We start from the raw sequence: 25,822 nt of genomic DNA, 5'->3' as shown, positions 1-25,822 counted from the left end.
CTACTCACTAGCTTCATCATACAATACCGAATCATTCTTAAGTTTAGCATAGTCATAACCTTGCTCCCACCATTTGGTCATCAGTTTTTTACTGAAAATCAGCGAATTCTCTGTTAATTTAGTTGGTGTATAATAAAGATTGAGCTTAACATTTTTATTGATGGCAGCCAATTGCCCAATGGTTACATCGCTCTTTTCAACCTGCTCCAGCAAATAAGAAAACAAATTAATCATCAATGAGAAGGGATTCTTCCCCAAAACCTTATTGCCTTCCATATTTTCTGACTCCAGGATGATGGCATCAATTTCGGTAGCTCCTCTTAAAATAGCCTCCCTAATCGGAACTACGCAACCCAAACCGCCATCGGCGTATTCATAGCCATTTTTTACCGCCAAAGACATAAAAGGAATATAATTACAGGAAATCCAAATCCAATCGCAGAATTCTTCGTATTTAAAATCGTTGATAGACTTATATTCCACAGTGCTTTTGGTCAGATTTGCTACGGTAACGACAACATCAATTCCTGATTTTCTAATACTGTCAAATTCACGTTGGGTAAAATTTCGTTTGATGTTTCGCCTTAAAGCACCACTTTCGCCAAAAGTTCGTTTTCGTTTCACAAACTGGATCAAGGAATTGAAGTAATTTATGGAAACAAACTCCCTTCCATCCTTTTTATGTTGCACAAACGGACTGATGCTAAATACGTCACTCTGCTTTACATTAGTAAAAATATCATGCAACTTCCCTAAATCATTGACGGCCAAATACGGAATTAGCAAGCTCCCGGTTGATGTCCCCAAGAACATGTCATACGTACGCCCTTGATCTTCCATTAAATATTGTGCCACGCCGCCAGCATAAGCACCTTTACTTCCTCCTCCTGAAATTACTAAGGCTCTTTTCATCTATTCATTTTTCTCCGGTTCTACCGGACTTGTTTCTTGATTTTGGTGATTTGCGAAATCAAATCCACTCTGCCACCACGAGGTCATCTTATCTTTGTTAAAAACCAATGAATTGGTGGTTAAAACCGTTGGTGTATAGTAAAAATTAATTATGGCGTCTTGGTTATTGGCGACAAATTTTCCAATTCGGATATTCTGAAACTCAATTCGATCCAACATAAATGAAAACATATTGGTCAGCAAGGAAAATGCATTTAACGAAGGCATCCGGTTATACTGGGTCACTTCTGTCTGTAAAATCACAGCATCCACAACGGTTGCGCCACGTTTAATTGCCTCTTCAATCGGTACCATAGAACCTAAACCGCCATCAGCATATTCACAACCATCCTTTTTAGCCAAGGACATGAAAGGTGTGTAGTTGCACGAAATCCAGACCCAATCAATAAAATCGTCATATTCAAAATCCTTAACAGATTTATACTCCACCTGATTCAGCGATAAATTGGAGACCGTGACCACCACATCAGATTTCAACGCTTTTAAGGCATTAAAACCCGCTTCAGTGACATGCGACTTAATGAGCTTTTTCAAATTATGGCTTTCGCCAAAAGTTTTGCTCCCCCTTAAAAGATTACGCAATACATTAAAATGGTTGATGCTAATGGTTTCAATCCCATTTCGCCTTTTAACATTAAACGGACAGACATCAAAGATATCCTTCTGGGTGACATTGGTATAGATGTCCTTTATTTGCTCAACCCTCTTTAATGCCAAGTGAGACACCAACAAGCTTCCCGTGGAAGTCCCAATGAACAAGTCGTAATTCAGTTTCTTTTTTTCAATAAGGTATTGCGCCACACCACCAGCAAATGCACCTTTGCTTCCTCCTCCTGATATAACTAATGCTCTCATTTGTAATTGGTGTTTCTTGTTTTCTTGTTTCCCGCCTCCGCAAAGACTACCCGCCTCTACAAAAGTTTCGGACAATCAGACGGGCAGACGTATTTTTAAGCTAGAACTATGTGTTATTTGCTGTTTGCAATTCTTTTTGTTTATTCTTTATTCTTAATTTCATCTAAAACCTGCTTATAGGCCTCAATATCTTGAAGTTCCACTAACAACCGTTTTGCAAACTGTTGAAAACGCCAATTATGATGAAGGGTTGCCTGGTTTAAATTGGTCAAGGATATTTTGTCGAATCCATTGATCAGTTTAAGGTAATTAAACGCATTCATCCGCAGATCAAAACCATATTTCGGATTGGTATAACCCCTTAATTCTTCAAAAACCTCCTGTTTTTTATCCGGTTGATATTCTATGGTATTTAAATGTAAGGCCAACCAAAGCAATTTCACATTATAATCGTTAAATCCATACATATCTTTGGTTTGGTGCAAATACCTGGCACGGTCTGTCGGGAAATTGACCCATAAATTATACAAGGCATTCTCAATAGTCACGTATGACGCATCGTTAAGGAGTGTTTCATACGCTTTTTTAAATTCCACAGGAATTGTAGTTAGCTTTTGAGCGATAGCCTGACGTACCTTAAGATCATTATTGAAATCCTCCAAATCTACCTCGTAGCTGGGCTGCAGAAGAATCTTTATTTTTGCTTGATCTGAAATATCAGACACCAAATAATCCCTACATTTTGAAGGATAAGCTTCACAGCTGACGTCCATATACTCCCGCATGAACTCTGATTTTTTCAAGCTTTGGACCATTGCATCTTGAGGTAACACGCTCTCCTCCAGCCACACTCTCACAAAATCTGACAGATCCTGATTGCTTGTCGTCTCCACTTCCTCAATAAAATCAGAGGTTTCAACATTTTTGTATTGGTGTTTTAATAAGTAGTTTTTTACTGCAGATGAAAACGCTTCCTCTCCAACCTGTTCGCGCAATACATGCAAGGCCCAACAACCCTTTTGATAAAATGTAACACTACTGGACTTAGGATTGAGTAAAGCAGTACTTTCACCTGCATGTTCCTGCTTTAAAAGCTGTTGCGCATACTCATGCAATTGCCAGTAGTAATAGTCATCTCCAAACATTTCACGTTCCACCAGAAGCGCATAATAGGTCGCAAACCCTTCTTGCAGCCAATGATGTTCTCCACTTGTTGCAGTCACCAGATTACCAAACCATTGATGAGCCAGCTCATGGGCATTGACATTGACATAATTTCGGTCATTGAAACCGATACTATCGACCACCAAAGCATCAGAAAAAATAGTCAAACTTGTATTTTCCATCCCGGAATACAAAAAATCCTTAACGGGCACTTGCCTATAGACGCCCCATGGATATGGCACTCCAATTTCCGCTTCCAAAAAATTGAACATTTCCTTACTATACTTATAGGTAGGCGCTACTTTGGCAGAGTCTTCGGGGTAATAATAGTGCTCCAAAGGCACACCACTTTTTGAAGTTTCAGTTTTCTTATTGTATTTGCCGATGGCGAGTGCAACAAGATAGCTACTCATTGGCTTGCTCATTTCATAATGCCAAGTGGTGCTATTTTCCGTTACGGTCTCTTTCGCAACAAGCTCACCATTGGCCAACACCTCATAACCGTTCTCGTAAGATACGGACAGGTCAAATTCAATCTTATCATTTGTATCATCAATACTCGGCAGCCAACTGCTTGTGTACTTTCCTTGGCCTTGGGTCCAAATTTGATCCTCTATAAAGTACAATGCTTTTTTGGGCTCGGCCGAATACCGGAATTGTAGGAGATACGCTGTGTTTTCAGTAAAGTTATTCGCAATTATAAGTTTATCTTTAGTTACCCGAAAATCAGCAGACTTAACTTCATCCGTAATCTGATCAGTTAATTTGAAATGTTTAAATTCCATATTCAGGGCGTCGAGAAACACAGAGTCAACGTCTCTTAAAGCTTCAAAATAAACAGACACAAAGCCAGAAACCCTATTGGCCTCCTCAAAATCCAACGTTGCTTTAATTCGTTTAAAATCAACATCTTCAATTTGCTGGGCGGAAACAATTCCGAAAAGAAAAATAAATAAAAGCGAAAAGAAACTCTTCATTGGCGGGCTTTAGTTAAGTAATGACCAAAATAAGAAAATAAAAACAATAACGCCACAATGCGAATACCCCTTTGTGAAACTTCTTTTTCTTTATGTAACTTTGCGATATAGCCATTACACATAGTATTGAACAAAGGCGACCTAAAGAACCTTAAACCACACTTTTGAAGTCATATAATTAGCTTTTGCACTTCATGAAATAAACATGAAAATAAATCTTCAAACACCTATAGACTACCTTAAAGGTGTCGGCCCTAATCGCGCAGACCTACTTCGTAGTGAACTTGGCATCCACACCTATCAAGACCTGATCAATCTATTCCCCAATCGCTATATTGATAAAACCCAATACTACAAAATCAATCAGTTGCAGCGCCATGGTGCTGATGTTCAAATAACAGGAGAAATTACCAGTTTAAAGGACGTTGGTACAGGACGTGGCAAGCGCCTGGTGGCTATATTTAAGGACGATACTGGCATAATGGAACTTGTCTGGTTTAGGGGCCATAAATGGATTAGGGACAGCATTAAATACGGGAAAAAATATGTCATTTTCGGTAAAACCAATTGGTTTAATGGTGTTTTTAATATGCCACATCCTGAGATGGAACTGCTAGAAGAGCATGAGAAAAACCTCCGTTCTGCCATGCAACCCATTTATCCTTCCACGGAAAAATTGGCAAATAAGGGCATCTCCAATCGTGTTTTAAACAAAATAATGCAGCAATTGTTCTTAGAAACCAAGGGTCGATTTGAAGAAACACTTTCCGCAAACCTGCTTTCTGACCTTAAATTAATATCGAAGAGCAAAGCACTTTTCAACATTCATTTTCCCGAAAATCAAACGCTATTATCGCAGGCCCAATTCCGACTTAAATTTGAAGAATTATTTTACATTCAATTGCAACTGATCATCAAAAACCTGATCCATAAATCAAAAATAAAAGGCTATAATTTTGAACATGTCGGAGCGTATTTCAACAGCTTTTATCAAGAGCATTTACCCTTCGATTTAACCAATGCCCAAAAAAGGGTTTTAAGAGAAATCCGGGCCGATTTAGGAAGCAATGCCCAAATGAATCGCTTATTGCAGGGCGATGTAGGTTCCGGGAAGACCATTGTTGCGCTAATGTCAATGCTGATGGCACTTGACAACGGTTTCCAAGCCTGCTTAATGGCTCCGACTGCTATTTTGTCAGTCCAACACTACCACGGACTAAAGGAGTTGTGCAAAAGCCTTAATATCAGTATAGAACTGCTCACTGGGTCAACTAAAACTTCAGATAGAAACAAAATCCATGAAGCGCTTGAAAATGGCGATTTAAACATTTTAATTGGCACGCATGCTCTTCTCGAAGATAAGGTAAAATTCAAGAATTTAGGCTTGGCAGTCATTGATGAACAGCACCGTTTTGGAGTTGCCCAACGGAGTAAATTGTGGCACAAAAACACGTCGCCTCCACACATTTTAATCATGACCGCAACCCCTATTCCTAGAACCTTGGCAATGTCGGTTTATGGCGACTTGGATGTCTCCGTAATTGACGAATTGCCACCTGGTAGAAAAAACGTCAAAACGGTACATCGTTATGATAAAAACAGGTTGAAAGTCTTTAAATTCATCCGTGATGAAATCGCCAAAGGGAGACAAATCTATATTGTCTATCCATTGATACAGGAAAGTGAGAAAATGGATTATAAAGATTTGATGGACGGCTATGAAAGCATCACCAGGGAATTTCCTATGCCAGAGTATCAAATTTCAATTGTCCACGGTAAAATGAAACCGGCGGATAAGGATTTTGAAATGCAACGCTTTGTAAAAGGTGAAACGCAAATCATGGTGGCCACCACAGTAATTGAAGTCGGGGTTAACGTCCCCAATGCATCTGTGATGATTATTGAGAGCGCTGAACGCTTCGGACTGTCACAATTACACCAATTGAGGGGGCGCGTTGGTCGGGGCGCTGAACAAAGCTATTGCATTTTGATGACCAGTCACAAACTAAGTGAAGACAGCAAAACCAGATTACAAACCATGGTCAGCACCAATGACGGTTTTGAAATAGCCGAAGTAGATTTGAAACTACGAGGGCCTGGCGATTTGATGGGCACCCAACAAAGCGGCGTTCTGAACCTTAAAATTGCCGATGTCATCAAAGACAAGGACATTTTGCAACATGCTCGCCATTATGCCAAGGTTATTTTAAAAGCTGATCCTTCATTAGCATTACCCGAGCATAAAGTACTACGGTACACTTACGGACAGTTGACGAAATATAAAAATATTTGGAATTACATCTCTTAAATAAAGTAGCGTTAGTAATCAGTATTTTGTGGTATTTCGCCCCAAAGCAAGACGTGCGTGTCACATTTTTCCTAAATTTGAGTAAAATGCGATAAATTTCGTACCTGCTTAACTATTCAAACGGGAATTTAATTCAAACTAAATGAAATGCTGAAATTCAATATCTTGTTACCAATCACCATGGCAGTTTTAATGCTCAGTTGTAAGGACGGCAAAGAAACCCCACTTCCATCAAAACCCATGGACACCAGTCAATTAGACGCCTATTTTTCCAACAACATGCCTACTAACGAACCCGGAGGTGCCATTTTGATCATGAAGGGAGACAGCATTATTTTTAGTAAAGGCTACGGGCTTGCCGATATCGAATTAAACACTAAAATAGATGAAAATACGTTGTTTAACGTCGGTAGTATTTCAAAAACATTTGTATCCAATGCCATATTGATGCTACAAGCTGAAGGCAAACTTTCGATAGAAGATAATATGGCCAAATATTTTTCTGACTTCAAAAACAGCACCATTGCAGAAAAAGTGAAAATCAAACATTTGCTTACACATACCTCAGGCCTAAAAGACAATAGGGAGACCAAGAAAGATTCAATATTTTATCTCACTGCTAAAGATCTTGAAAACTGGTATCCTACAACGCAGGCCGAACATCTAAATTTTGAACCTGGAACACAATACGAATATTCAAATCCTGCCTATAATGCATTGGCTTTAATAATTGAAGACGTCAGTGGAATGAAATGGCAGACCTTTGTTGCCGAGAAGATTTTTAAGCCCGCCAATATGACCACGAGCACCATTACGGACGGACCCCACCCTGAATCCGGGGTTGCTCATGGCTACCTAAACAGCAACGGAAAATGGCTTGAAAAAGACTATGGCGAGGAACCCACCTTTGCAGCCGCCGGTAATGGTGGCGTTTGGAGTTCAGTAAACGAATTGGCTAAATACGAACTGGCATTGCAGGCACATAAATTTATCCCAGGCACTATTTTAGAAGCCTCCAGAACCATAAAGCCCTGGCCAAATTGGCAAGATACCACGCCCCCATTCTTAGGCTGGTCTTGGTTTATTGACAAGACACCAGACGGATTAAAGACGGTGGGCCATACAGGAAGCCAAGGTGGCTTTTTATGCAATTATGTCACGGTCCCCGAAAAAAATATTACATTTATTATTCTTTGCAATACCCCAAGAAATGTTGACGGATTTACAGAATACATCACCGAATGGTTAATGGAAAACAAATTGCTATAAATCCGTTAATACCTAAACACAGTCAACCATAGTGAATTTTAAAATAATTTAAAAATTATGACATCTCTGAAAACAGATTTAACTTTTGCAGTCGTCTTATTGCTACTTTTCGCGACCTCGTGCCAAGAAAAAAAATCAAAAAAAGATAATTTAGAAAAAACGGTTCAAGCTCAGGTTGATTCCATAGATGGCACAGTAGCTGTTGCATTTTATAATTTATCCCAACCAAAAGACAGCCTATTTATAAATGTCGACGAAAAGTTTCATGCGGCCAGTACTATGAAAGTTCCAGTGATGATTGAATTGTTCAAGCAAGCCTCTGAAGGAAAACTAAATTTGGAGGATTCAATTTTACTGAAAAATGAATTCAAGAGTATAGTTGACGGGAGCTTATACAGCATGGATATAAATGATGATAGCGACGATGTCATCTATAGTCAAATCGGAACTCAAGTGGCACTCCGTGATTTGATGCACAGTATGGTTACGATAAGTAGCAATTTGGCAACCAACGTTCTTATTGAATTGGTCGATGCTAAGAAAACAACTGCAACCATGAGGGATTTAGGCGCACATAATATTGAGGTTTTAAGAGGCGTAGAAGATCAGAAAGCGTATGATCTAGGCCTAAGCAATTCGACAACTGCCAGAGATTTAATGATAATCATGAAAGCTATTGCCGATAATTCCGCTGGAACCCAGGAAGATTCCGATGCGATGATTGCTATTTTGAAAGATCAACAACATAAAGATGTTATTCCGAAGTATTTACCAAAGGAAATTCAAGTTGCACACAAAACAGGTTCTATAACCGGTGTACATCATGATGCAGGCATTGTTTATTTACCAGATGGTCGTGCTTACGTGTTGGTTTTGCTTTCCAAAAACCTCAAAGATTTTGACAAAGGAACCGATCAATTGGCCATTCTATCAAAAACGATATATGACTATGTCCGCTCCAATTAATTATTGAAATGCCTCATTAAATCCACTTGACAGTACATATTTCAATTTTAGCATTTCGATATCTACAAATACAAAACTGATAGTTCAGCAGATGTGCTGGATTTACAAGATGGCAAGATCAATGGCGAATAAAACTTTTACTTTCAGTTTGCAGAAACAACTTCTGACACCACACCCGGTTCCTCTAAAAGTTCATTCACAAACATTTCAAATTCAGCTTTAAATGCTGTATACTTTTCTCCAGTGGCTGGCCCATTAAAACCGGTGTGGATTTTTCGAACCTCCCCTTTCTTGTCTATAAAAATAGTGGTAGGATAAGAAATCACTTGAGCTAACATTGGCAACTTTTTTTGCGCCTCAACCTTATCGGCCGAACCATATTGGGCCAGCAGAACAGGATATTCGATGCCCAATCTGTCCTTTAAGCGTCTTATACTCTCAAACGCCAACGAATCAGTCTTGGCATTTTCAAATGCAAGCGCTACAAATTCAATTGCCTTGTCAGAATTAAGTTTGGCGTATTCGGAGAAAAACACACTCTCATCCAAACAGTTTGGGCACCAAGTTCCCATAAGTTGCACCACAACCACTTTATTCTGAAAACGCTCATCAGTTAATGACACGGTCTGACCTTTTTCGTCTGGAAAACTAAAATTGAAATTTTCAGCATCAGCACGCATGGTGGTGAGTGTTGCGGCATCTGGCAATTCAAAATTCTCATTCCGAATTCCATTAAAAGCTGCACTCCAGCTATTTCCAGAATAAAAGGTGCCGTTGAGTGTACTATCTGTGACGGTAGCGACGAATAAAAATGCGTGGGAGCCATCAAACGCAGACATTTTTAACTCATTTCCATTTACAACGCCTTCTAAATATCGGTAATCGCCTATTTCAGTTCTAAAAGTGCCTGTCACTCTTTGTCCATCCTGCTTAAAAATACCTTTGGCAACATAATCTTGATTGGAATTAGGACTAAAAACCACTTCCCAATCTCCTGAAATGTCTGTTGTTGGTGCCTTCACTATCTCAAAGCGCTCTTTAGAATTATAAAAGGCTTTAAAAGGCAGGTTCATTTTCATATCCTCATTTATATAGCTTCCTTTCAAACCTTCTTTAGTAAGCTTTAATGCAAAATACCCTTCAAAAACGGGCATTTTAATAAAAACAGAATCGTTGTTATAATTTATTTCATCCACTAAGATAACTTCTTCTCCGTTGAGAATTTTTAAACTATGATCTCCGGTGACTTCAAAATTAAACGGTAAATCCTTATGGCCATTCACCATTAACTCACCCCGCCACTGTCCGCGCTTCATTTTTTTTGTATAATCCTTATTACAGGAAAATAAGGTGATCACAGAAAAAATTAGAATAAGAAACCTCATAATGTATTGGGACTTTGAATTGAAGGTCAAAATAACGCTAATATTCAAATTAATATTCAAATAAAATAAAATTATTTACCATTTCTATAACTATATACTATTATTATCTTTACGCCGAATTTAAAATAATTGGCAATCGTGGTTTGGTTGAAGATTTTTCAGAGACCGAAATATTGCACAAAAATCATCAACCTATAGCATAACATTTAAAAAATGAAAATTTCATATAATTGGTTAAAGCAATTTGTAAACATTGATTGGACTCCAGAGCAAACGGGCGAGCTCCTTACGGACTTAGGCCTTGAAGTTGAAGGCATTCAGCCATTCCAATCAATCAAAGGTGGCTTGGAAGGCATTGTAGTTGGCGAAGTGCTTACCTGCGTGCAACACAGCAATGCTGACCGTTTAAAAGTAACTACGGTAAATATTGGGTCAGGAACACCGCTACAAATTGTCTGCGGGGCCCCCAACGTAGCTGCCGGTCAGAAGGTGCCTGTTGCCACTATAGGTACAACGCTGTACACTGCAGAAGGAGAAGCTTGGACCATTAAAAAAGGAAAGATAAGAGGAGAAGAAAGCCACGGTATGATTTGTGCCGAAGACGAATTAGGACTTGGCGCATCTCATGAAGGAATTTTGGTGTTAGACGATAGTCTTTCTGTTGGCACTTTACTCGCTGATGTTTATGAGGTTGAAAATGATCATGTTTTTGAAATTGGCCTCACGCCAAACAGAGCTGATGCCATGAGCCACTTCGGGACGGCAAGAGATCTAAAAGCTGGTCTTTTGCAGAAAAATATGCACGTAGAATTGATCACGCCATCGGTTAGTGCTTTTAGAGTTGACCAAGGCACTTTAAAAATTGGCGTTGAAGTCATAAATAAAGAGCTATCCCCGCGTTATTGTGGGGTTACCATTTCAGATATAAAAGTTGACACCTCGCCTGTCTGGCTACAAAACAAGCTTAAAGCGATTGGTATCGTACCAAAAAACAATATTGTTGACATTACCAATTACGTTTTGCACGATCTTGGTCAACCGTTACATGCTTTTGATGCCCATAAAATTGAAGGTAATAAAGTCATTGTAAAAACATTGCCAAAGGGAACGAAATTCACAACCTTAGATGGTGTTGAGCGCGAATTGCACGAAGAGGACCTCATGATTTGTGATGCCGTTAAACCCATGTGTATTGCTGGTGTATTTGGTGGTGAAAATTCAGGAGTAACAGAACATACAACGAGCATATTTTTAGAAAGTGCTTATTTCAATCCCATAAGCGTTCGGAAATCGGCCAAAAGACACGGATTGAATACTGATGCTTCTTTCCGCTTTGAGCGTGGTGTGGATCCCAATATTACAGAATACGCCTTAAAACGTGCCGCATTGTTGATACAGGAAGTGGCGGGAGGCTATGTTACCAATAACCTTGTTGACTTCTATCCTAAAAAAATTGAGGATTTTCCGGTGCATTTCAGTTTTGCCAATGCCGAAAAGCTAATTGGTGAAGAAATTCCCAAAGATATTATTAAAAGCATCTTGATGTCATTGGATATCAAGGTAAATAATGTTACCGAAACCGGGTTGGGCTTAATGGTACCTGCCTATAGAAACGATGTGGTCCGTGAAGCCGATGTTATTGAAGAAGTCTTGCGAATCTATGGCTATAACAACATCAATTTCACCGAAAAACTAAATGCTTCCATTTCGCCAACGTCCCGTTTTGAAGATTTTAAACTACAGAATGTCACGGGCAACCAATTGGCGGCACAAGGTTTTTATGAGATTTTATCAAACTCCTTGACCACTCCAGAATATGCCAAGCTAAGCGACAATTTAAATGAAGAACACAATGTATTTATGCTCAACCCCTTGAGTCATGACTTAAGTGTGATGCGTCAAAGTATGCTGTTTTCCGGTCTTGAAGCTATAGATAGGAACCTTAACAGAAGACGTTCAGATTTAAAATTGTTTGAATTTGGCAAAACCTACCATAGTCATGGCGACAAGCATATTGAAAATAAACATTTAGCTCTTTTTGTGACGGGCAACAAGGATGCTGAACGCTGGAACAGCCATCAAGAGCCGAGCAGCTTCTTTTATCTAAAAGGAATTATCACTGCCATTTTGGAGCGATTGGGCTTGAATCGATTTACTGTTGCTCCTGTTGATAATGACATTTTCAGTGAAGGAATCAGTTTGCGTATGGGCAAAAAAAATATAGTGGATTTTGGTTTGATCAATAAGAAAATCATGAAACATTTTGATATTTCGCAAGAGGTCCTGTTTGCTGATTTTAATTGGGATCAGGTTATTGATTTGGCCAAAAACAATCGTATTAATTTTAAGGAGTTGCCTAAATATCCGTCAACCAGACGCGATTTTGCCTTATTGATTGATGAGAACGTGACTTTTGAAGCCATAGACAGCATTGCCAATAAAACAGAAAAACGATTGCTCAAGGATGTCGATTTGTTTGATGTCTACCAGGGCGACAAATTACCCGACGGAAAAAAGAGTTATGCGGTGAGTTTTAAATTCCAAGATGAACACAGCACACTTACAGATAAGCAGGTTGACAAGATCATGAACAAGTTGAAATTGAATTTTGAGAAACAACTTGGGGCTGAACTGCGATAGATTTAAAAGCATACAAAAGCCGCTTTCATATCTTAATTAATCGTTGTTCACGGTATTTTTTATTATATTAATGGGTGTCTCGCTGATTGCCGAAAATTAAGTCACTCAGAGCCCGTACGCAGAGGTGGACAAGCTCACGAAGTTTGGTATATATAAGATATCAGTTTTTTGATCGAAAAAAGCCTCTCGGGGTATCAAAACCCATCAGTGAGAATTCATTAGCATTGCGCAAGTTTATAACAGGGACTATAAATTGATATTTTTCAGATACCCTGTAAAAATGAGCAACTCCGATCAGTTGTATTTTTAACTGGTCGAAAAAAATTATTATGTTTTAATTAGTAGACAAAGCACTAAATAATGCTTAATTTTAACAATTCACAATAAACATCAAATATTATGGCAACTGTAACATTTAAAGGCAACCAAGTGACTACATTTGGTTCGCTTCCAAAAATAGGAGATGACGCTCCAAACTTTCGATTAATTGCAACTGATCTCTCTTCAAAGTCACTTAATGACTATTTGGGTCATAATGTTGTATTAAACATTTTTCCAAGTGTAGATACCGGTGTCTGCGCACAATCAGTAAGAACTTTTAACGAACAGGCTGCACAACTTGACAATACCAAAGTTCTTTGTATTTCTAAAGATTTACCTTTTGCTTTTGCTCGTTTCTGTGCGGCAGAAGGCCTAGATAATGTAGAAAGCTTATCTGATTTTAGAGATGGAAATTTTGGTAAGAGTTATGGCCTAACCTTTGTTGATGGACCATTGGAAGGCTTGCATTCAAGATGTGTGGTAGTACTAAACGATAAGGCCGAAGTCGTCTACACTGAGCAAGTTGCCGAAATTACTGACGAACCAGATTACGAAGCCGCCTTAAAATCGATTTCATAGGTTTTTATGCATGAAAAAAAAGATTCGTTCCTGGTCAATCGCTTAAAAAGTGTAGGTTGGGCATTCAAAGGTGCATTGATTTTACTTCAAACGGAAGCCAGTATCAAAATCCAATTTGCAATCGCTATTTTGGTAACCATTGCGGGATTTTATTTTGAAATCTCCGCTACCGAATGGTTGTTTCAGGTTGCCATGATTGGTTTGGTGATGAGTATTGAAGGCCTGAACACGTCTATTGAGCACATTGCAGACTTTATACATCCTGAACATCATCCGCATATTGGACGCATTAAAGATGTTGCTGCCGGTGCCGTTTTTATTGCAGCAATCTCAGCAGTCATTGTAGCTGTAATCATTTATTATCCCAAGCTTTTTTAATACTAAATCAGATAGGTTTAACGTTAGTAATTTGTATTTTTGCTTCTCTATAAAAAACAAAATTGCATATCCGTTTTTGTTCATAAGAATTAAAAACTGAAAATATAATGCCGATTTTTTGTTTGCGCCGCCCTAAAGGGAGCAAGAAATCTCAAATGATTAATTAATTTGAGAATAAGCCACCTTTTAGGGCGGGGTAAGGCTTATTCGGATTTTAAATGAGCAATTTCAATTTTTTAGGATTAATTGCAGATATGCAATAAAACATATAATTCTATCGTATTTTAGTAATCCAATTAAAAATCAACAGATTTCCGTGGTCGCGGGATGTTAACAATGGCGAAGAAGAAAACCAAAGCTAAAAGCAGTACCAAAAAAAAAATAAAAAAACCCAATCTCAAACTTTCAAGTCAACAGAAACTCATTTTTGGCAGCTTGTTGATGATTCTTGGTGTTTTATTATTTATAGCTTTTCTTTCCTTCTTTTTTACCGGAAAGGCAGATCAGAGTACCTTAACTGAAATAGGCACCCGAGAGGTCGTTGCTGAAAACTGGCTCAATAAACTTGGTGCTTGGGTCAGCGACTTCTTTATTATGAAAGGTTTTGGTGTTTCCTCCTTTATTTTAGCTGGATTAATATTCCTTTCTGGAATTTATGTCACTTTAGACATCAATAAGGCGAAACTAAGAAGCCATTGGATATGGGGAACGCTTATAACAATTTGGCTATCTGTTTTCTTCGGATTTTTTGCCCATAAATATGATACCCTCGGAGGTACGATAGGTTTTGAAATGAACTCTTTTTTTCAAGATTATATCGGTATTATTGGCACCGCCCTCCTACTCTTTTTTGGAATCATTATTTATGCGGCCATCAGATTTAAGGTCACTGGCGCGTCGATTGTCAGTTTTTTCAAATCGGCCAAAAAGAATATTAAAGAAGATTTTAAAGCTGATCCTAAAACTTCAGAATCGTATGTTGCTTTGGATAACGACTTATCTGCTGAAGCGGAAGAGATCAAAGCTGCATTTGATTTGCAACCCACCAAACAGGAGGATGCTCCCAACAAGCAAAGCAAAACCAAACCAGCGGTCAAAAGTCCAAGTCTTAACATTGAAGTCCCTGAAGTAGTTGAGGAGGAAGAAGAACTTGCCATGGAAGTTGAACATGTGGTTGAGGAAGTCTCTGAAAACGATAACATCTCCAATAAATTGGTGGCTGATTTTGGTCAATTTGATCCGACCCTTGAGCTCAGCAAATACCAATTCCCACCATTGGACCTATTAAAAAAATATGATTCTGAAGGCATCACCATAGATCAAGATGAGCTTGAAGAAAATAAGAACAGAATTGTAGAGACCTTAAACAATTACAATATTGGCATTAGCAATATTAAGGCTACCATTGGTCCGACAGTAACTTTATATGAAATTGTTCCTAACGCTGGTGTTCGTATTTCTAAAATCAAAAACTTAGAAGATGATATAGCCCTCTCTTTGGCAGCTTTGGGCATTCGTATTATTGCGCCTATCCCTGGAAAAGGTACCATAGGTATTGAGGTTCCCAACAAGAACTCCACCATTGTATCGATGCGCTCAGTGATTGCATCCCAGAAATTCCAAAAATCAGAAATGGAATTGCCTATCGCTTTTGGCAAGACCATCAGTAACGAAACCTTTGTTGTTGATTTGGCCAAAATGCCCCATCTATTAATGGCGGGAGCAACAGGTCAGGGGAAATCTGTTGGTTTAAATGCGGTCTTAACGTCTTTACTCTATAAAAAGCATCCAGCAGAAGTTAAGTTTGTTCTGGTAGATCCAAAAAAGGTAGAGCTGACTTTATTCAATAAAATTGAGCGCCACTATCTTGCTAAACTACCGGATAGTGAAGAAGCAATCATCACCGATAATACCAAGGTCATCAATACTTTAAACTCTCTGTGTATTGAAATGGACAATCGCTATGAGATGTTAAAAAATGCGCTTTGTCGTAACCTTAAAGAATATAACGATAAATTCAAGGCTCGTAAATTAAACCCAGAGGAAGGCCATCAGTTTTTACCATATATTGTTTTGGTGGTAGATGAGTTTGCAGATTTGATCATGACCGCTGGTAAGGAAGTGGAAACACCGATTGCCCGTTTGGCACAATTGGCCCGTGCTATCGGCATCCACTTGATCATTGCCACACAAAGACCTTCGGTTAATGTGATAACGGGTATCATTAAGGCCAATTTCCCGGCAAGAATTGCATTTAGGGTGACCTCCAAGATTGACTCCCGTACTATTTTGGACAGTTCTGGCGCTGATCAATTAATTGGACGTGGAGACATGCTCTATACCCAAGGGAATGAATTGACTAGAATTCAGTGTGCCTTTGTGGACACGCCTGAAGTTGAGGTGATCACAGAATTTGTTGGTGGACAGAAAGCCTATCCGGAGGCCTATATTTTACCTGAATATACCGGTGAGGAAAGTGGCACAAGTCTTGATGTAGATATCTCCGACAGAGATAAATTGTTTAGAGAAGCTGCTGAAGTCATCGTGACCGCACAACAAGGGTCAGCCTCCTTATTGCAACGTAAATTAAAGCTTGGTTATAATAGAGCTGGTAGATTGATTGATCAATTGGAAGCTGCTGGCATTGTTGGCCAATTTGAAGGTAGTAAGGCAAGACAGGTACTCGTGCCAGATCTTGTGGCGTTAGATCAACTTTTAGCCAATGAAATATCATAATTTGTGTTTCTAAGTAAGGTGGTGACGGACAACTTGAAGATAAGTTTTCCATTGTGCCATATTGAAGAGGCAAATTTGAGTTATACATTTTTCAGAAACTAAGATGAGATGTTCTAAAGTACATAGTTTTAATTAAATTTGAAGCCGATAAAACAGCAACTCCATAAACAGGATTAACAAAAAACTTAATAATGAAAAAATTATTTGTATTAGCCATTGCCCTCCTATCCTTTTCATCTTATGCACAAGATGCGGATAAAGCAAAGACCTTGTTGAACGAGGTAAATGCTAAAGTAAAGGGATATAATAATATCAGCATTGATTTTAAATATGTCTTGAGAAACGCCAGTGAGAACATCAACCAAGAAACCCGTGGTGATGTAATTATTGAAGGCGAAAAATACCTTTTAAATATTCTTGGCGTAACCCGTATTTACGACGGTAAGACACTTTATACCATTAGTCCCGAAGATGAAGAGGTGACCATTTCCAAAAACAACACTGAAGACGAGAACACCATTACACCAAGTAAAATGTTATCGTTTTATAAAGATGGTTATAATTACGCCATGGACATTGTCCAAAATGTAAATGGCAGGAAGATTCAGTATGTAAAACTGACACCTATGGACAGTAATTCTGAAATCAAGCAAGTCTTATTGGGTATTGATGCCCAGACCAAGCATATTTACAATCTGATAGAAGTGGGTAAAAACGGCACCCAAACCACCTTAACTGTAAATAGTTTCAAAACTAATGAGCCCATTTCAAAAACCTTATTTACTTTTGATGCCGATAAGTACAAAGGCTATTACATCAATAAGCTGGATTAGATAAGGCGCCAATTTTATGAAAATACTGGATAGGTACATACTTAAGACCTACTTAAAAACATTTTTGAGCGTGTTTGTAATACTCATGCTCATTTTTGTTTTACAGGCCGTTTGGTTATATATTTCCGAATTGGCGGGCAAGGATCTGGATATTGATACGATTGGCAAATTCTTACTTTATATTACCCCTACCCTGATTCCGTTGATATTACCACTCACCATTCTTTTGGTCTCCATTATGGTATTTGGGACTTTTTCTGAAAACTATGAGTTTGCAGCTATGAAGTCTACAGGCATCTCACTGCAACGCGCCATGAGAGGCTTAAGTATTTTTATTGTATTCCTTTCTATTACTACATTTCTTTTCGCCAACAACGTCATTCCATGGGCAGAATACAATGCCTATAATCTGAGAAAAAATATTGCCAAACTTAAACCGCAAATGGCCATTGCCGAAGGTCAGTTTAATGAGATAGGCGATTTCAATATTAAGGTAGAGAAAAAAACAGGCGATCGTGGTCAATATCTCGAGAATGTGATCATGCACCAGCGCAAAAACAATCGGCCGGGCAATCACCTGGTTATCATTGCCGAGTCTGGAGAGCTTATAAGCAGTACCTCTTCAAATATTCTACAACTGATTTTGTTTAATGGCAATTATTACGAAGAAATCTACAGTAAAAATCCAAAGGAAATCCAGAAAAGACCACATGCCAAAAGTTATTTCGATACCTATACCATGAATATCGATCTGGAAGCTTTAAACGATGTAGATCTGGGCGAGAAAAGCTATACAAACCGGTACAATATGCTTGACGTTGGCGATTTAAACTACACTATTGACAGTCTCTACAATAACAAGTCCATTGAATACAAAGCCCTTGCAGAAACCTTATATAGCAGAACGTCGATCATTTCCTTAAATAATAATATCTCACCAGAAACGGACAGTATCTACAAGGGAAATGTCCTTGATCTTTTTGAAAATAAAGGCAAGTTACAACTTGTAAATTTAGCATTGAACACCATAGGCAGTACCACGCAAATCATCTCTACCAAGGAACAGTTTATGGAAATTTCCGATAAAAACCTAAACAAACACCTTATTGCACTCCATGAAAAATATGTTTTGGGCATTGCGTGTTTTATTCTCTTTTTTGTCGGAGCACCATTAGGAGCCTTGATCAGAAAAGGTGGCATTGGCTTGCCATTGGTGGTTGCTATTCTTTTGTTCCTCACCTATCATTTTATAGGGATTTTTGCAAAAAACAGTTCCGAAGATGGCACCTTAAATCCTATCCTGGCCACTTGGCTTTCTACATTGATCATGTTGCCATTGGGAATTTATTTGACTACACGTGCCACCAACGATAAAGGCCTGTTCGATTTTGACAGTTATCTTAATCCCATCAAGAAATTCCTCAATCTACGTCCTAAAAACTCGGTCATGATTGATGGTGAGCTTGTTCAGTATAGTTTTTTAAATGATTATAATAACGAAAAGTTGATCAACATTATCAAAAATCATGACGATCTCAATTTTGATAAAAGCATCAAGCCTTTCGCTATGAATCAATTATTGAAGCGTGGACAGACGCTTGAAGATCTACAGCACCAAGGCGTGATTATAGGTGACACCTACATCAATTCGCAAGAAGACGCTAAGAACGCAGTTGATTATTCCAAATTTGCTTTTATTTTCTATATCATCGGAGCGGTTCTTCTCATTTTGCACTTTGTATTCAAAAACAACAAGTTTCCTGAGTTCGCTTCGGCAACCTTAGATTTAAGTATTATTTCTTTTATCATCTACCTGTTATATTATGTCGTAACCTGGTTTAAAGCTTCTGTTTTCTACAAAAACATAGGATTTAAGACCAAGGGGTTGGACAAAATATTGATGCTATTTGCTTTTCCTTTTTATGGCGTTTCACATTTTCTACTGAAGAACAAAATCAAGGAAGACTTGGACAAAAGTTGTCTCCTAAATGTAAAATAAGCCATATCTTTGCATATAATTTTTTAAAAAATGACAACAAGCACCTATATGCCAACTATAACGTTAAATACCATTGAAGAGGCCATTGAGGATATTAAGAGTGGAAAAGTCATTATTGTAGTTGACGATGCCGATAGAGAAAATGAAGGCGATTTTGTAGCTGCTGCAGAAATGGTGACTCCAGAAATGATCAATTTCATGGCTACTCATGGTCGTGGATTGATTTGTACGCCATTGACCGAAAAGCGCTGTAAGGAATTGGAATTAAACCCAATGGTCCATAATAATACAGACCCGATGGAGACTGCATTCACAGTTTCGGTCGATTTGCGAGGCCATGGTGTGACTACAGGCATTTCTGCCAGTGACCGCGCTAAAACAGTTCAAGCTTTGATCAATCCGGATACCAAACCTTTTGAATTGGGACGGCCGGGGCATATTTTTCCATTGGTTGCCAAGCAAGGTGGCGTGCTAAGACGTACCGGACATACCGAAGCGGCGATAGATTTTGCACGTTTGGCAGGATTACAACCAGCTGGTGTAATTGTTGAAATCATGAATGATGATGGCACTATGGCACGATTGCCAGAACTGATGAAAGTTGCCGAAAAGTTTGACGTCAAGATTGTATCCATTGAAGATTTAGTGGCCTATAGAATGCAGCACGACTCTTTAATTGAAAAGAAAGAGGATTTTGAGATTGTTACCCGGTTTGGAAAATTCAGATTAAGAGCGTATCAGCAAACTACCAATAATCAAGTCCATATTGCCCTGACCAAAGGTGCATGGGAAAGTGACGAGCCTGTTTTGACCAGAGTCAACTCAACCTTGGTCAATAATGATATCTTGGGCACGCTTACCAACAACGCTGATAAGAAGTTAGATGACATGTTCAAGTTGATCAATGAGGATGGAAAAGGCGCCATTTTATTTATCAATCAGCAGCATCAATCTACTGATCTGCTCAACCGATTAAAAACCTTAAAGGAAGAACAAAATCATACGGATGTCATCAAGGCACCAACTATTGTCATGGATAATAGAGATTTTGGAATTGGAGCTCAAATTCTTCACGATCTAAACATCCATAAATTATTGCTCATGTCCAATAGCGAACATACCAAGCGCGTTGGAATTATAGGCTATGGACTGGAAATTGTAGATCATGTGAGCTATTAAAAATAAAAAAGGATTCAAAACCAAAATGGTTATGAATCCTTTTTTATATCTAATATCCGTCGGCTCAACTTAAGCAATCTTTTTAGTGCCTTGACAGTGGTCAGAAATCACGTTTATGAAGTACACCCTTCTATTTCGCTTAGGTCTACCATAATGGATTGTTTTTCACGGAAAGAGCATAGCTGCTACCAAAACTCTTGTTTATTTCATAAAAACAGCCAGAGTATCTACTCCGGCTGAATTAATCTTAGAAAGGCAGTTAGGTTATTTAATCATAATTTTTTTTGTGATGCTTGAGTTTTTGTCATACACTTTCAACATATACATGCCTGCTTTTATACCATCAACATTGAGTTGTTTAATGTTTGCGGAAGCGCTTACTTTTTTTCCTAAAACATCATAGAGCTCCATTTTTTCAATGGGTTGGAAAGATGATATATGGATGACTTCAGAAGCAGGATTAGGGTAGATCTTAAAGTCTTCGATATCAAAAGACTCTGAGCTTAGGACAAATGGATTGGTGGCGGAATAATCCGATTCAATTTTACCTTCTGGAAGCCAAGCCATCGTATCTGTGTCCCATAATTCGTAAATGGAAACCGTGGCATTACCATTGGCGTCAAATGTATTTAAGGTTCTATCTTGATTTTCCCAAACACCGAGGTTCATTTCTTGATATAAGGCAACGGTTGGCAATCCGTTTTGGTAGGTTACCTGTGTTCTGTGATCCGGAACCCAAGCTCCTCCAACATAATCATCACCATTAGCTTCAGTCATTAATTCTCCCGTGTATGTGTAACGGACTCTTTCATCCAAATCCCAAGTACTCGTACCAGAATTCCATTCCTTAATGATAATTTGAGAAGGTTTACCTACCGATTCATAGGTAGTTTCAGTCTGTTCCTCATTCACCCATTGGCTGGTTGCAATGTTCCATTCCTGTTCGGTGTGTAGCGTTTGATCATTACCCGAATACTCATATAAATCTCTAGAGCCGTTGGTCCAAGTATTAGTTGCAGTATTCCAAAACTGACTGGTTTCAGAAGCCACGTTTACGCCAGAATAAGTATAAATCTTCTTTCCATTATTAACGAAAGTCATATTTACAGAATTAAACATTTGGGTTGTTTCAGCAACTAATTTGTTAGCGCCATCATACTCGTATTCGGTTCTGGACGTATTCTGCCACGACATTGTTGAGACATCCCAAAACTGCAGTAATTGAAGTGTTATATCATTGTTGGCATTATATTGCTTATTCACTTGAATTTGATTTATGGATCCAGGCATTTCCAAGAACAGAGAGTTGGTCTCTTTATCGCCCTCATTATCATAAGTAAATTTGTTGGTCATTTCATGTTCCCAGTCGGAACTGCTTTCGTCCCATTCGTAATACCGTTGTTCATCAACCTTGTATTGGGAAAATCCCGAAAAGCTCATTGTAATGCATAAAATAAATGTTGGGAAAAGTAAAAGTTGTTTCATAATAATCGTTTTATAAGGGTTTAACATCTAATTATATAGTGAACTCAATAATATCATATGAACATTTAAAATTGATTCACTTTTTTACGACACCAAAATATAAGTAGAAACCTTTTTACGACTTTCATAATATAAATTACAACTTCGTAAAACCGGAATAAATTTAACTTTTTTAAGTCATTGCTAGACGAGGGACAGCATTGAATAAAATAAACGCGCAAAAATCTTTATAAACTCAGAAGTTCAATAACTCGTTTATTCTTACCAATTTACATTTTTTTAAAGACATGCCCAAATAATATCTATGCTGAATGTTGCCAACTACATCTCAGACAGAAATCAAGTATTTTGACATTTTGAGGATGTTTTTATGAAAAACCATTCTAAAAAGGATTGAAATCAACCGCTCTCAACCCTTTTTCATTTACTGACCGTCTGAGCTCAAAAAATGTCCATAAAATATTAGATGTCGATGCGCTATACGCTGGGTAAATATCAGGACGAGCGCAGTCGAGACCTTAGTAATCGCCTATAATGGAATGATCCTTCCACTGCACTCAAGGTGTACTATAGAATAAAATTTAACGTCATAGTCATCAACCAGGAATCGGACTCAAGTATAGAGCTATTCTATTCTTATAGCAGCATCTTTTTAGCATTCGTATAAATACGTTTTGAACGCTTTTCTATTACGACTTTAAAACTGAAGTGACTGCTTTCACCATGGCCTCTGCGCGCGATTTCACCTCTTCTTCCGTCCATGAAAGTTTGATGAGACATGAAATATTCCGTCCTATAAAATGATCCGATTGCTCAAAGGTTTTTGTTTGAAGATATTTGAGACCTGATTTCACTTCTTCAGAAATTGGGTATAAGGTTTTTAAATTCTTTAAATGGTCCCATTTTCTGATATAATGCCAATTGTTGTCATAATAATGGAAACAACCGTCCACACCTGCGGCTTTCAAGTTTTTGGAAGCTTTTCGTGCAATTTCCAAATCGGGAAGAAAAAAGTTCAAAAAGCCATAGTTTTCTTCGCCGCCCTCAGGAACCGTCCTAAAAGTGATTTCGGCGATTTCGGAAAGTGCTTCTCTGATTATGGTGTAGTTTTTTTGTTGGATGGACAGGAAATCCGGCAAGCGCCTCACCTGTGCCAGGCCAACCGCCGCATGCAGTTCTGAAATCCTAAAATTATAGCCCATAAACGGATGGTCTTCAGCGCCTCTGTCATTTCCGATATGATCATGGCCATGATCCGAATAGTGGTCGGCATTCATATAGTATTGCTCATTATCGGTGATGACTGCGCCACCTTCGCCGCAAGTAATGGTTTTTACAAAATCGAATGAAAAGCAGCCGAGGTCACCAACACTGCCCAAGGGTTTTCCTTTATAGGTACCTCCAATGGCCTGACAGGCATCTTCAATCAAAACCAAATTATGAGCGTCACAAATAGTTTGCAAGGCCTCCATATCGCCCATACTGCCGCACATGTGCACGACCATTATGGCTTTTGTTTTTGGTGAAATTGCTTTTTCAACAGCCTTCGGATCCAAAGTCAAAGTATCATCGATATCCACCAAAACAGGAATAGCTCCCAGCATCATAATGGCTTCAAAACTGGCTACGAAGGTAAACGATGGCATAATGACCTCGTCTCCCGCTCCAATTCCTGCTACCGCCAATGCCACTGACACTGCCGCGGTCCCGCTGGATACCAATTGCACGTGTTTGGACTTGAAAGCCGATTGCAATTCGGTTTCCAATTCCTTAGCTTTCCAATGTCCGTTGCGCATCCCATCAAATCCGTAGCGCATCAATACTCCGTTTTCCAAAACATCATTGACTTCCTTACGTTCCGCATTCCCAAATAATTCAAATCCTGGCATAACTATCTCTTCGTTTATAAATTTATAATTCAAAATTACAATATATATGTTCAAGCAAAAAGTGAATGCTCTGAATTAATAGTTTCAATTTATAGCTAAAAATGAATCGAAAACATTGAGATTTTGTATATTTATATGCATTGTTGTCCGATAATGAATCATGACCGTTGCTTATAGACGTGAGACTATCAAGATGCGCATAATCCCGAAAGCTTTCGGGATAATTGTAATTAATTGACAAAAAGATAGTGGTTAATCAATATGGCCCAAGCATTCACTATAGACACAGTTTCTATAGATTAAGGGATCATTCTAAAAATGTGGTGGCAGTCTTTGTGTGAAATCGGTTAGTTATTTTTTTAGTTTTTAGTCAGACAGTAATCCTATAAATTATAAAATCCATTCTTATCATGAAAAAATCGTATCTATTATTCGTTTTATTTTCCTCCTTACTCATCACCCATTGTGGCTCTAGCAAAAGTGTGGTAAAGGTCGATCCTTATATTGGTTCTTGGAGTTTGTTGATTGAAGATACACCACAAGGCAATATATCAGCCACGATGATGATTACAAAAAACACTGAAGGGGCATATTCCGGGCGTGTCAATTCAGACGTGGGCGCATTTGATCTTTATGATGTACAGATCATGGATAGTAAACTTTCAGCTGGGTTTATGGTTCAGGGTGCTGAGTTTGATATTATCGGCGATTTTGATGATATGTTTTTTAAAGGATATGTCTCAGGAATGGGAGAAGATTATCCGACAAATGGGAATAAAGTTCCAGAATAAAAACATGATCAAAACCATCTTTGGTGGATTTACATTTCGATGATACTATGTTTTAACTCTTTTCTTACTTTCTTAAAGCTTGAAAACATATCATCCTCTGCCCTATATCCTACTGGCAACAACAAAGTCGATTTGAGATGTTTCTCGTCAAGTTTTAAAATCTCATCAAAGCGCGCACGGTCAAAACCTTCCATAGGACAGGAATCGATACGCTCAACGGCACAGACGGTCATGAGGTTGCCAATGGCTATATAAACTTGTCTGATGGACCATTCCTGCTGTTCTTCCAAGCTCATGTTCTCCATAATGGACTTCAGATTGTTTCGATAAGGCTCAAGAATAGTTTCTGGGGTTTTTCTTAATTGGCTGACCTTATCAAACAGATCGTCCACATCATCCTCCTTGATGGTCTTATTGACACAAAACACCAATAAATGAGACGCATCCACGATTTGACGTTGGTTATAGGCCGCTTCCAACAACTGACTTCTCAAATCTGCATCTTTAACAATAAGCAAAGAAATGGTCTGCAACCCAAACGATGTCGCCGTCAGATTAAAGGCTTGTTTAAGTGTATGCAGTTTTTCTTCGGTCAGCACCTTATTGGGATCAAATTTTTTAGTGGCATAGCGCCATTTTAAACTCTCTATAATGCTCATTAGTATTGGTTTCGGATAGTTGCAAAAATAAGGGATGCGGACGTCAATCTTGAGCCATTTCCATAAATTAATTCAATGGCCGATTTTATTTTTTAAAAAGTTGTGATTTTACTTGAAAGAATTAAAAAAGGGTTCTATATTTGCACCCGCCTACGGAACGCTAAGGCGCTCCTTCGGCGGGCAGGCCCACTCAAATTTTTAGCTTATTCATTTTTGCTAAATTAAAGAAGGGTGATGCATCGACACTGGAGAAATGGCAGAGCGGTCGAATGCGGCAGTCTTGAAAACTGTTGAGGGTCACACCTCCGGGGGTTCGAATCCCTCTTTCTCCGCTGAAAAGCCCCGAAACATTAGTGTTTACGGGGCTTTCTTTTTATGGGTGTCGAATTAGGTGTTGTTTGGGATCAAGGGATCAAGTCAAAAAGGGATCAACACAA

The 25,822-nt window shown here is 38.5% G+C and carries 18 protein-coding genes and 1 tRNA gene; 12 read left to right on the top strand and 7 right to left on the bottom strand.

The window, feature by feature from the left end:
* The 3 genes from H3Z82_RS01910 to H3Z82_RS01900 all read right to left on the bottom strand — a co-directional run bounded on the left by H3Z82_RS01910 (position 1) and on the right by H3Z82_RS01900 (position 3,968).
* The gene (locus H3Z82_RS01910; protein ID WP_182202185.1) at positions 1-912 is read right to left on the bottom strand and encodes a patatin-like phospholipase family protein; all 912 of its coding nucleotides are present in this window, start codon (positions 910-912) and stop codon (positions 1-3) included.
* On the bottom strand, positions 913-1,827 hold the full coding sequence (locus tag H3Z82_RS01905; protein ID WP_182202184.1) for a patatin-like phospholipase family protein: 915 nt from the start codon (positions 1,825-1,827) through the stop codon (positions 913-915).
* Positions 1,828-1,967: 140 nt separating this feature from the next.
* Positions 1,968-3,968 carry a M1 family metallopeptidase gene (locus tag H3Z82_RS01900; protein WP_182202183.1) on the bottom strand — a complete coding sequence of 667 codons (2,001 nt, stop codon included), beginning with the start codon at positions 3,966-3,968 and terminating at the stop codon, positions 1,968-1,970.
* A 205-nt stretch (positions 3,969-4,173) separates the two neighbouring features.
* Between H3Z82_RS01900 and recG the strand changes: the two genes are divergently transcribed.
* From recG to H3Z82_RS01885, 3 genes are all read left to right on the top strand, one after another.
* Positions 4,174-6,276 carry an ATP-dependent DNA helicase RecG gene (recG, locus tag H3Z82_RS01895; protein WP_182202182.1) on the top strand — a complete coding sequence of 701 codons (2,103 nt, stop codon included), beginning with the start codon at positions 4,174-4,176 and terminating at the stop codon, positions 6,274-6,276.
* 147 nt (positions 6,277-6,423) lie between these two features.
* Complete coding sequence (locus H3Z82_RS01890; protein WP_182202181.1) at positions 6,424-7,545, top strand: serine hydrolase domain-containing protein; 1,122 nt, start codon at positions 6,424-6,426, stop codon at positions 7,543-7,545.
* Positions 7,546-7,602: 57 nt separating this feature from the next.
* The gene (locus H3Z82_RS01885) at positions 7,603-8,511 is read left to right on the top strand and encodes a serine hydrolase (RefSeq protein ID WP_182202180.1); all 909 of its coding nucleotides are present in this window, start codon (positions 7,603-7,605) and stop codon (positions 8,509-8,511) included.
* A gap of 143 nt (positions 8,512-8,654) precedes the next feature.
* Here H3Z82_RS01885 and H3Z82_RS01880 read toward each other — a convergent pair whose 3' ends face one another.
* Positions 8,655-9,827 carry a TlpA disulfide reductase family protein gene (locus tag H3Z82_RS01880; RefSeq protein ID WP_235982236.1) on the bottom strand — a complete coding sequence of 391 codons (1,173 nt, stop codon included), beginning with the start codon at positions 9,825-9,827 and terminating at the stop codon, positions 8,655-8,657.
* A 282-nt stretch (positions 9,828-10,109) separates the two neighbouring features.
* Between H3Z82_RS01880 and pheT the strand changes: the two genes are divergently transcribed.
* The 7 genes from pheT to ribB all read left to right on the top strand — a co-directional run bounded on the left by pheT (position 10,110) and on the right by ribB (position 20,561).
* Positions 10,110-12,536, top strand: coding sequence for a phenylalanine--tRNA ligase subunit beta (gene pheT / locus H3Z82_RS01875; RefSeq protein ID WP_182202178.1), 2,427 nt, complete (start codon positions 10,110-10,112; stop codon positions 12,534-12,536).
* Between the two features lie 399 nt (positions 12,537-12,935).
* A complete protein-coding gene (tpx, locus tag H3Z82_RS01870) occupies positions 12,936-13,436 on the top strand; it encodes a thiol peroxidase (protein WP_182202177.1) in 501 nt (166 codons plus the stop codon).
* 6 nt (positions 13,437-13,442) lie between these two features.
* Positions 13,443-13,814 (top strand): diacylglycerol kinase, encoded by a 372-nt coding sequence (locus H3Z82_RS01865; protein ID WP_182202176.1) that lies wholly within the window; start codon positions 13,443-13,445, stop codon positions 13,812-13,814.
* A gap of 336 nt (positions 13,815-14,150) precedes the next feature.
* Positions 14,151-16,550 carry a DNA translocase FtsK gene (locus H3Z82_RS01860; RefSeq protein ID WP_182202175.1) on the top strand — a complete coding sequence of 800 codons (2,400 nt, stop codon included), beginning with the start codon at positions 14,151-14,153 and terminating at the stop codon, positions 16,548-16,550.
* A gap of 191 nt (positions 16,551-16,741) precedes the next feature.
* Positions 16,742-17,383 (top strand): LolA family protein, encoded by a 642-nt coding sequence (locus H3Z82_RS01855; RefSeq protein WP_182202174.1) that lies wholly within the window; start codon positions 16,742-16,744, stop codon positions 17,381-17,383.
* A gap of 16 nt (positions 17,384-17,399) precedes the next feature.
* On the top strand, positions 17,400-19,382 hold the full coding sequence (locus H3Z82_RS01850) for an LptF/LptG family permease (RefSeq protein WP_182202173.1): 1,983 nt from the start codon (positions 17,400-17,402) through the stop codon (positions 19,380-19,382).
* A 30-nt stretch (positions 19,383-19,412) separates the two neighbouring features.
* Complete coding sequence (gene ribB / locus H3Z82_RS01845; protein ID WP_182202172.1) at positions 19,413-20,561, top strand: 3,4-dihydroxy-2-butanone-4-phosphate synthase; 1,149 nt, start codon at positions 19,413-19,415, stop codon at positions 20,559-20,561.
* Between the two features lie 264 nt (positions 20,562-20,825).
* On the opposite strand, the gene H3Z82_RS01840 is transcribed toward ribB, so the two are convergent.
* Positions 20,826-22,046: a T9SS type A sorting domain-containing protein gene (locus tag H3Z82_RS01840; protein WP_182202171.1), complete on the bottom strand. Its 1,221-nt coding sequence runs from the start codon at positions 22,044-22,046 to the stop codon at positions 20,826-20,828.
* A gap of 689 nt (positions 22,047-22,735) precedes the next feature.
* Positions 22,736-23,935, bottom strand: a complete 1,200-nt coding sequence (locus H3Z82_RS01835; protein ID WP_182202170.1) for a DegT/DnrJ/EryC1/StrS family aminotransferase — start codon at positions 23,933-23,935, stop codon at positions 22,736-22,738.
* 410 nt (positions 23,936-24,345) lie between these two features.
* Between H3Z82_RS01835 and H3Z82_RS01830 the strand changes: the two genes are divergently transcribed.
* Positions 24,346-24,726 (top strand): hypothetical protein, encoded by a 381-nt coding sequence (locus tag H3Z82_RS01830; protein ID WP_182202169.1) that lies wholly within the window; start codon positions 24,346-24,348, stop codon positions 24,724-24,726.
* Positions 24,727-24,755: 29 nt separating this feature from the next.
* Here the strand turns inward: H3Z82_RS01830 and H3Z82_RS01825 are convergent, their stop codons facing one another.
* Complete coding sequence (locus tag H3Z82_RS01825; protein WP_182202168.1) at positions 24,756-25,385, bottom strand: NAD(P)H-dependent oxidoreductase; 630 nt, start codon at positions 25,383-25,385, stop codon at positions 24,756-24,758.
* 247 nt (positions 25,386-25,632) lie between these two features.
* Here H3Z82_RS01825 and H3Z82_RS01820 point away from each other — a divergent pair.
* A tRNA-Ser gene (locus H3Z82_RS01820) sits at positions 25,633-25,717 on the top strand.
* The last annotated feature ends 105 nt before the right edge of the window (positions 25,718-25,822 follow it).

This window comes from Gelidibacter maritimus (assembly GCF_014062315.1).
GTDB classification, from domain to species: Bacteria; Bacteroidota; Bacteroidia; order Flavobacteriales; family Flavobacteriaceae; genus Gelidibacter; species Gelidibacter maritimus.
This window is presented reverse-complemented; position numbering and strand designations above follow the sequence as displayed.

What these genes read in the sequence shown, in the direction of transcription:
- H3Z82_RS01910 (WP_182202185.1), bottom strand. Translation starts at nt 912, where the DNA reads ATGAAAAGAGCCTTAGTAATTTCAGGAGGAGGAAGTAAAGGTGCTTAT.
- H3Z82_RS01905 (WP_182202184.1), bottom strand. Translation starts at nt 1,827, where the DNA reads ATGAGAGCATTAGTTATATCAGGAGGAGGAAGCAAAGGTGCATTTGCT.
- H3Z82_RS01900 (WP_182202183.1), bottom strand. Translation starts at nt 3,968, where the DNA reads ATGAAGAGTTTCTTTTCGCTTTTATTTATTTTTCTTTTCGGAATTGTT.
- recG (WP_182202182.1), top strand. Translation starts at nt 4,174, where the DNA reads ATGAAAATAAATCTTCAAACACCTATAGACTACCTTAAAGGTGTCGGC.
- H3Z82_RS01890 (WP_182202181.1), top strand. Translation starts at nt 6,424, where the DNA reads ATGCTGAAATTCAATATCTTGTTACCAATCACCATGGCAGTTTTAATG.
- H3Z82_RS01885 (WP_182202180.1), top strand. Translation starts at nt 7,603, where the DNA reads ATGACATCTCTGAAAACAGATTTAACTTTTGCAGTCGTCTTATTGCTA.
- H3Z82_RS01880 (WP_235982236.1), bottom strand. Translation starts at nt 9,827, where the DNA reads ATGAAGCGCGGACAGTGGCGGGGTGAGTTAATGGTGAATGGCCATAAG.
- pheT (WP_182202178.1), top strand. Translation starts at nt 10,110, where the DNA reads ATGAAAATTTCATATAATTGGTTAAAGCAATTTGTAAACATTGATTGG.
- tpx (WP_182202177.1), top strand. Translation starts at nt 12,936, where the DNA reads ATGGCAACTGTAACATTTAAAGGCAACCAAGTGACTACATTTGGTTCG.
- H3Z82_RS01865 (WP_182202176.1), top strand. Translation starts at nt 13,443, where the DNA reads ATGCATGAAAAAAAAGATTCGTTCCTGGTCAATCGCTTAAAAAGTGTA.
- H3Z82_RS01860 (WP_182202175.1), top strand. Translation starts at nt 14,151, where the DNA reads ATGGCGAAGAAGAAAACCAAAGCTAAAAGCAGTACCAAAAAAAAAATA.
- H3Z82_RS01855 (WP_182202174.1), top strand. Translation starts at nt 16,742, where the DNA reads ATGAAAAAATTATTTGTATTAGCCATTGCCCTCCTATCCTTTTCATCT.
- H3Z82_RS01850 (WP_182202173.1), top strand. Translation starts at nt 17,400, where the DNA reads ATGAAAATACTGGATAGGTACATACTTAAGACCTACTTAAAAACATTT.
- ribB (WP_182202172.1), top strand. Translation starts at nt 19,413, where the DNA reads ATGACAACAAGCACCTATATGCCAACTATAACGTTAAATACCATTGAA.
- H3Z82_RS01840 (WP_182202171.1), bottom strand. Translation starts at nt 22,046, where the DNA reads ATGAAACAACTTTTACTTTTCCCAACATTTATTTTATGCATTACAATG.
- H3Z82_RS01835 (WP_182202170.1), bottom strand. Translation starts at nt 23,935, where the DNA reads ATGCCAGGATTTGAATTATTTGGGAATGCGGAACGTAAGGAAGTCAAT.
- H3Z82_RS01830 (WP_182202169.1), top strand. Translation starts at nt 24,346, where the DNA reads ATGAAAAAATCGTATCTATTATTCGTTTTATTTTCCTCCTTACTCATC.
- H3Z82_RS01825 (WP_182202168.1), bottom strand. Translation starts at nt 25,385, where the DNA reads ATGAGCATTATAGAGAGTTTAAAATGGCGCTATGCCACTAAAAAATTT.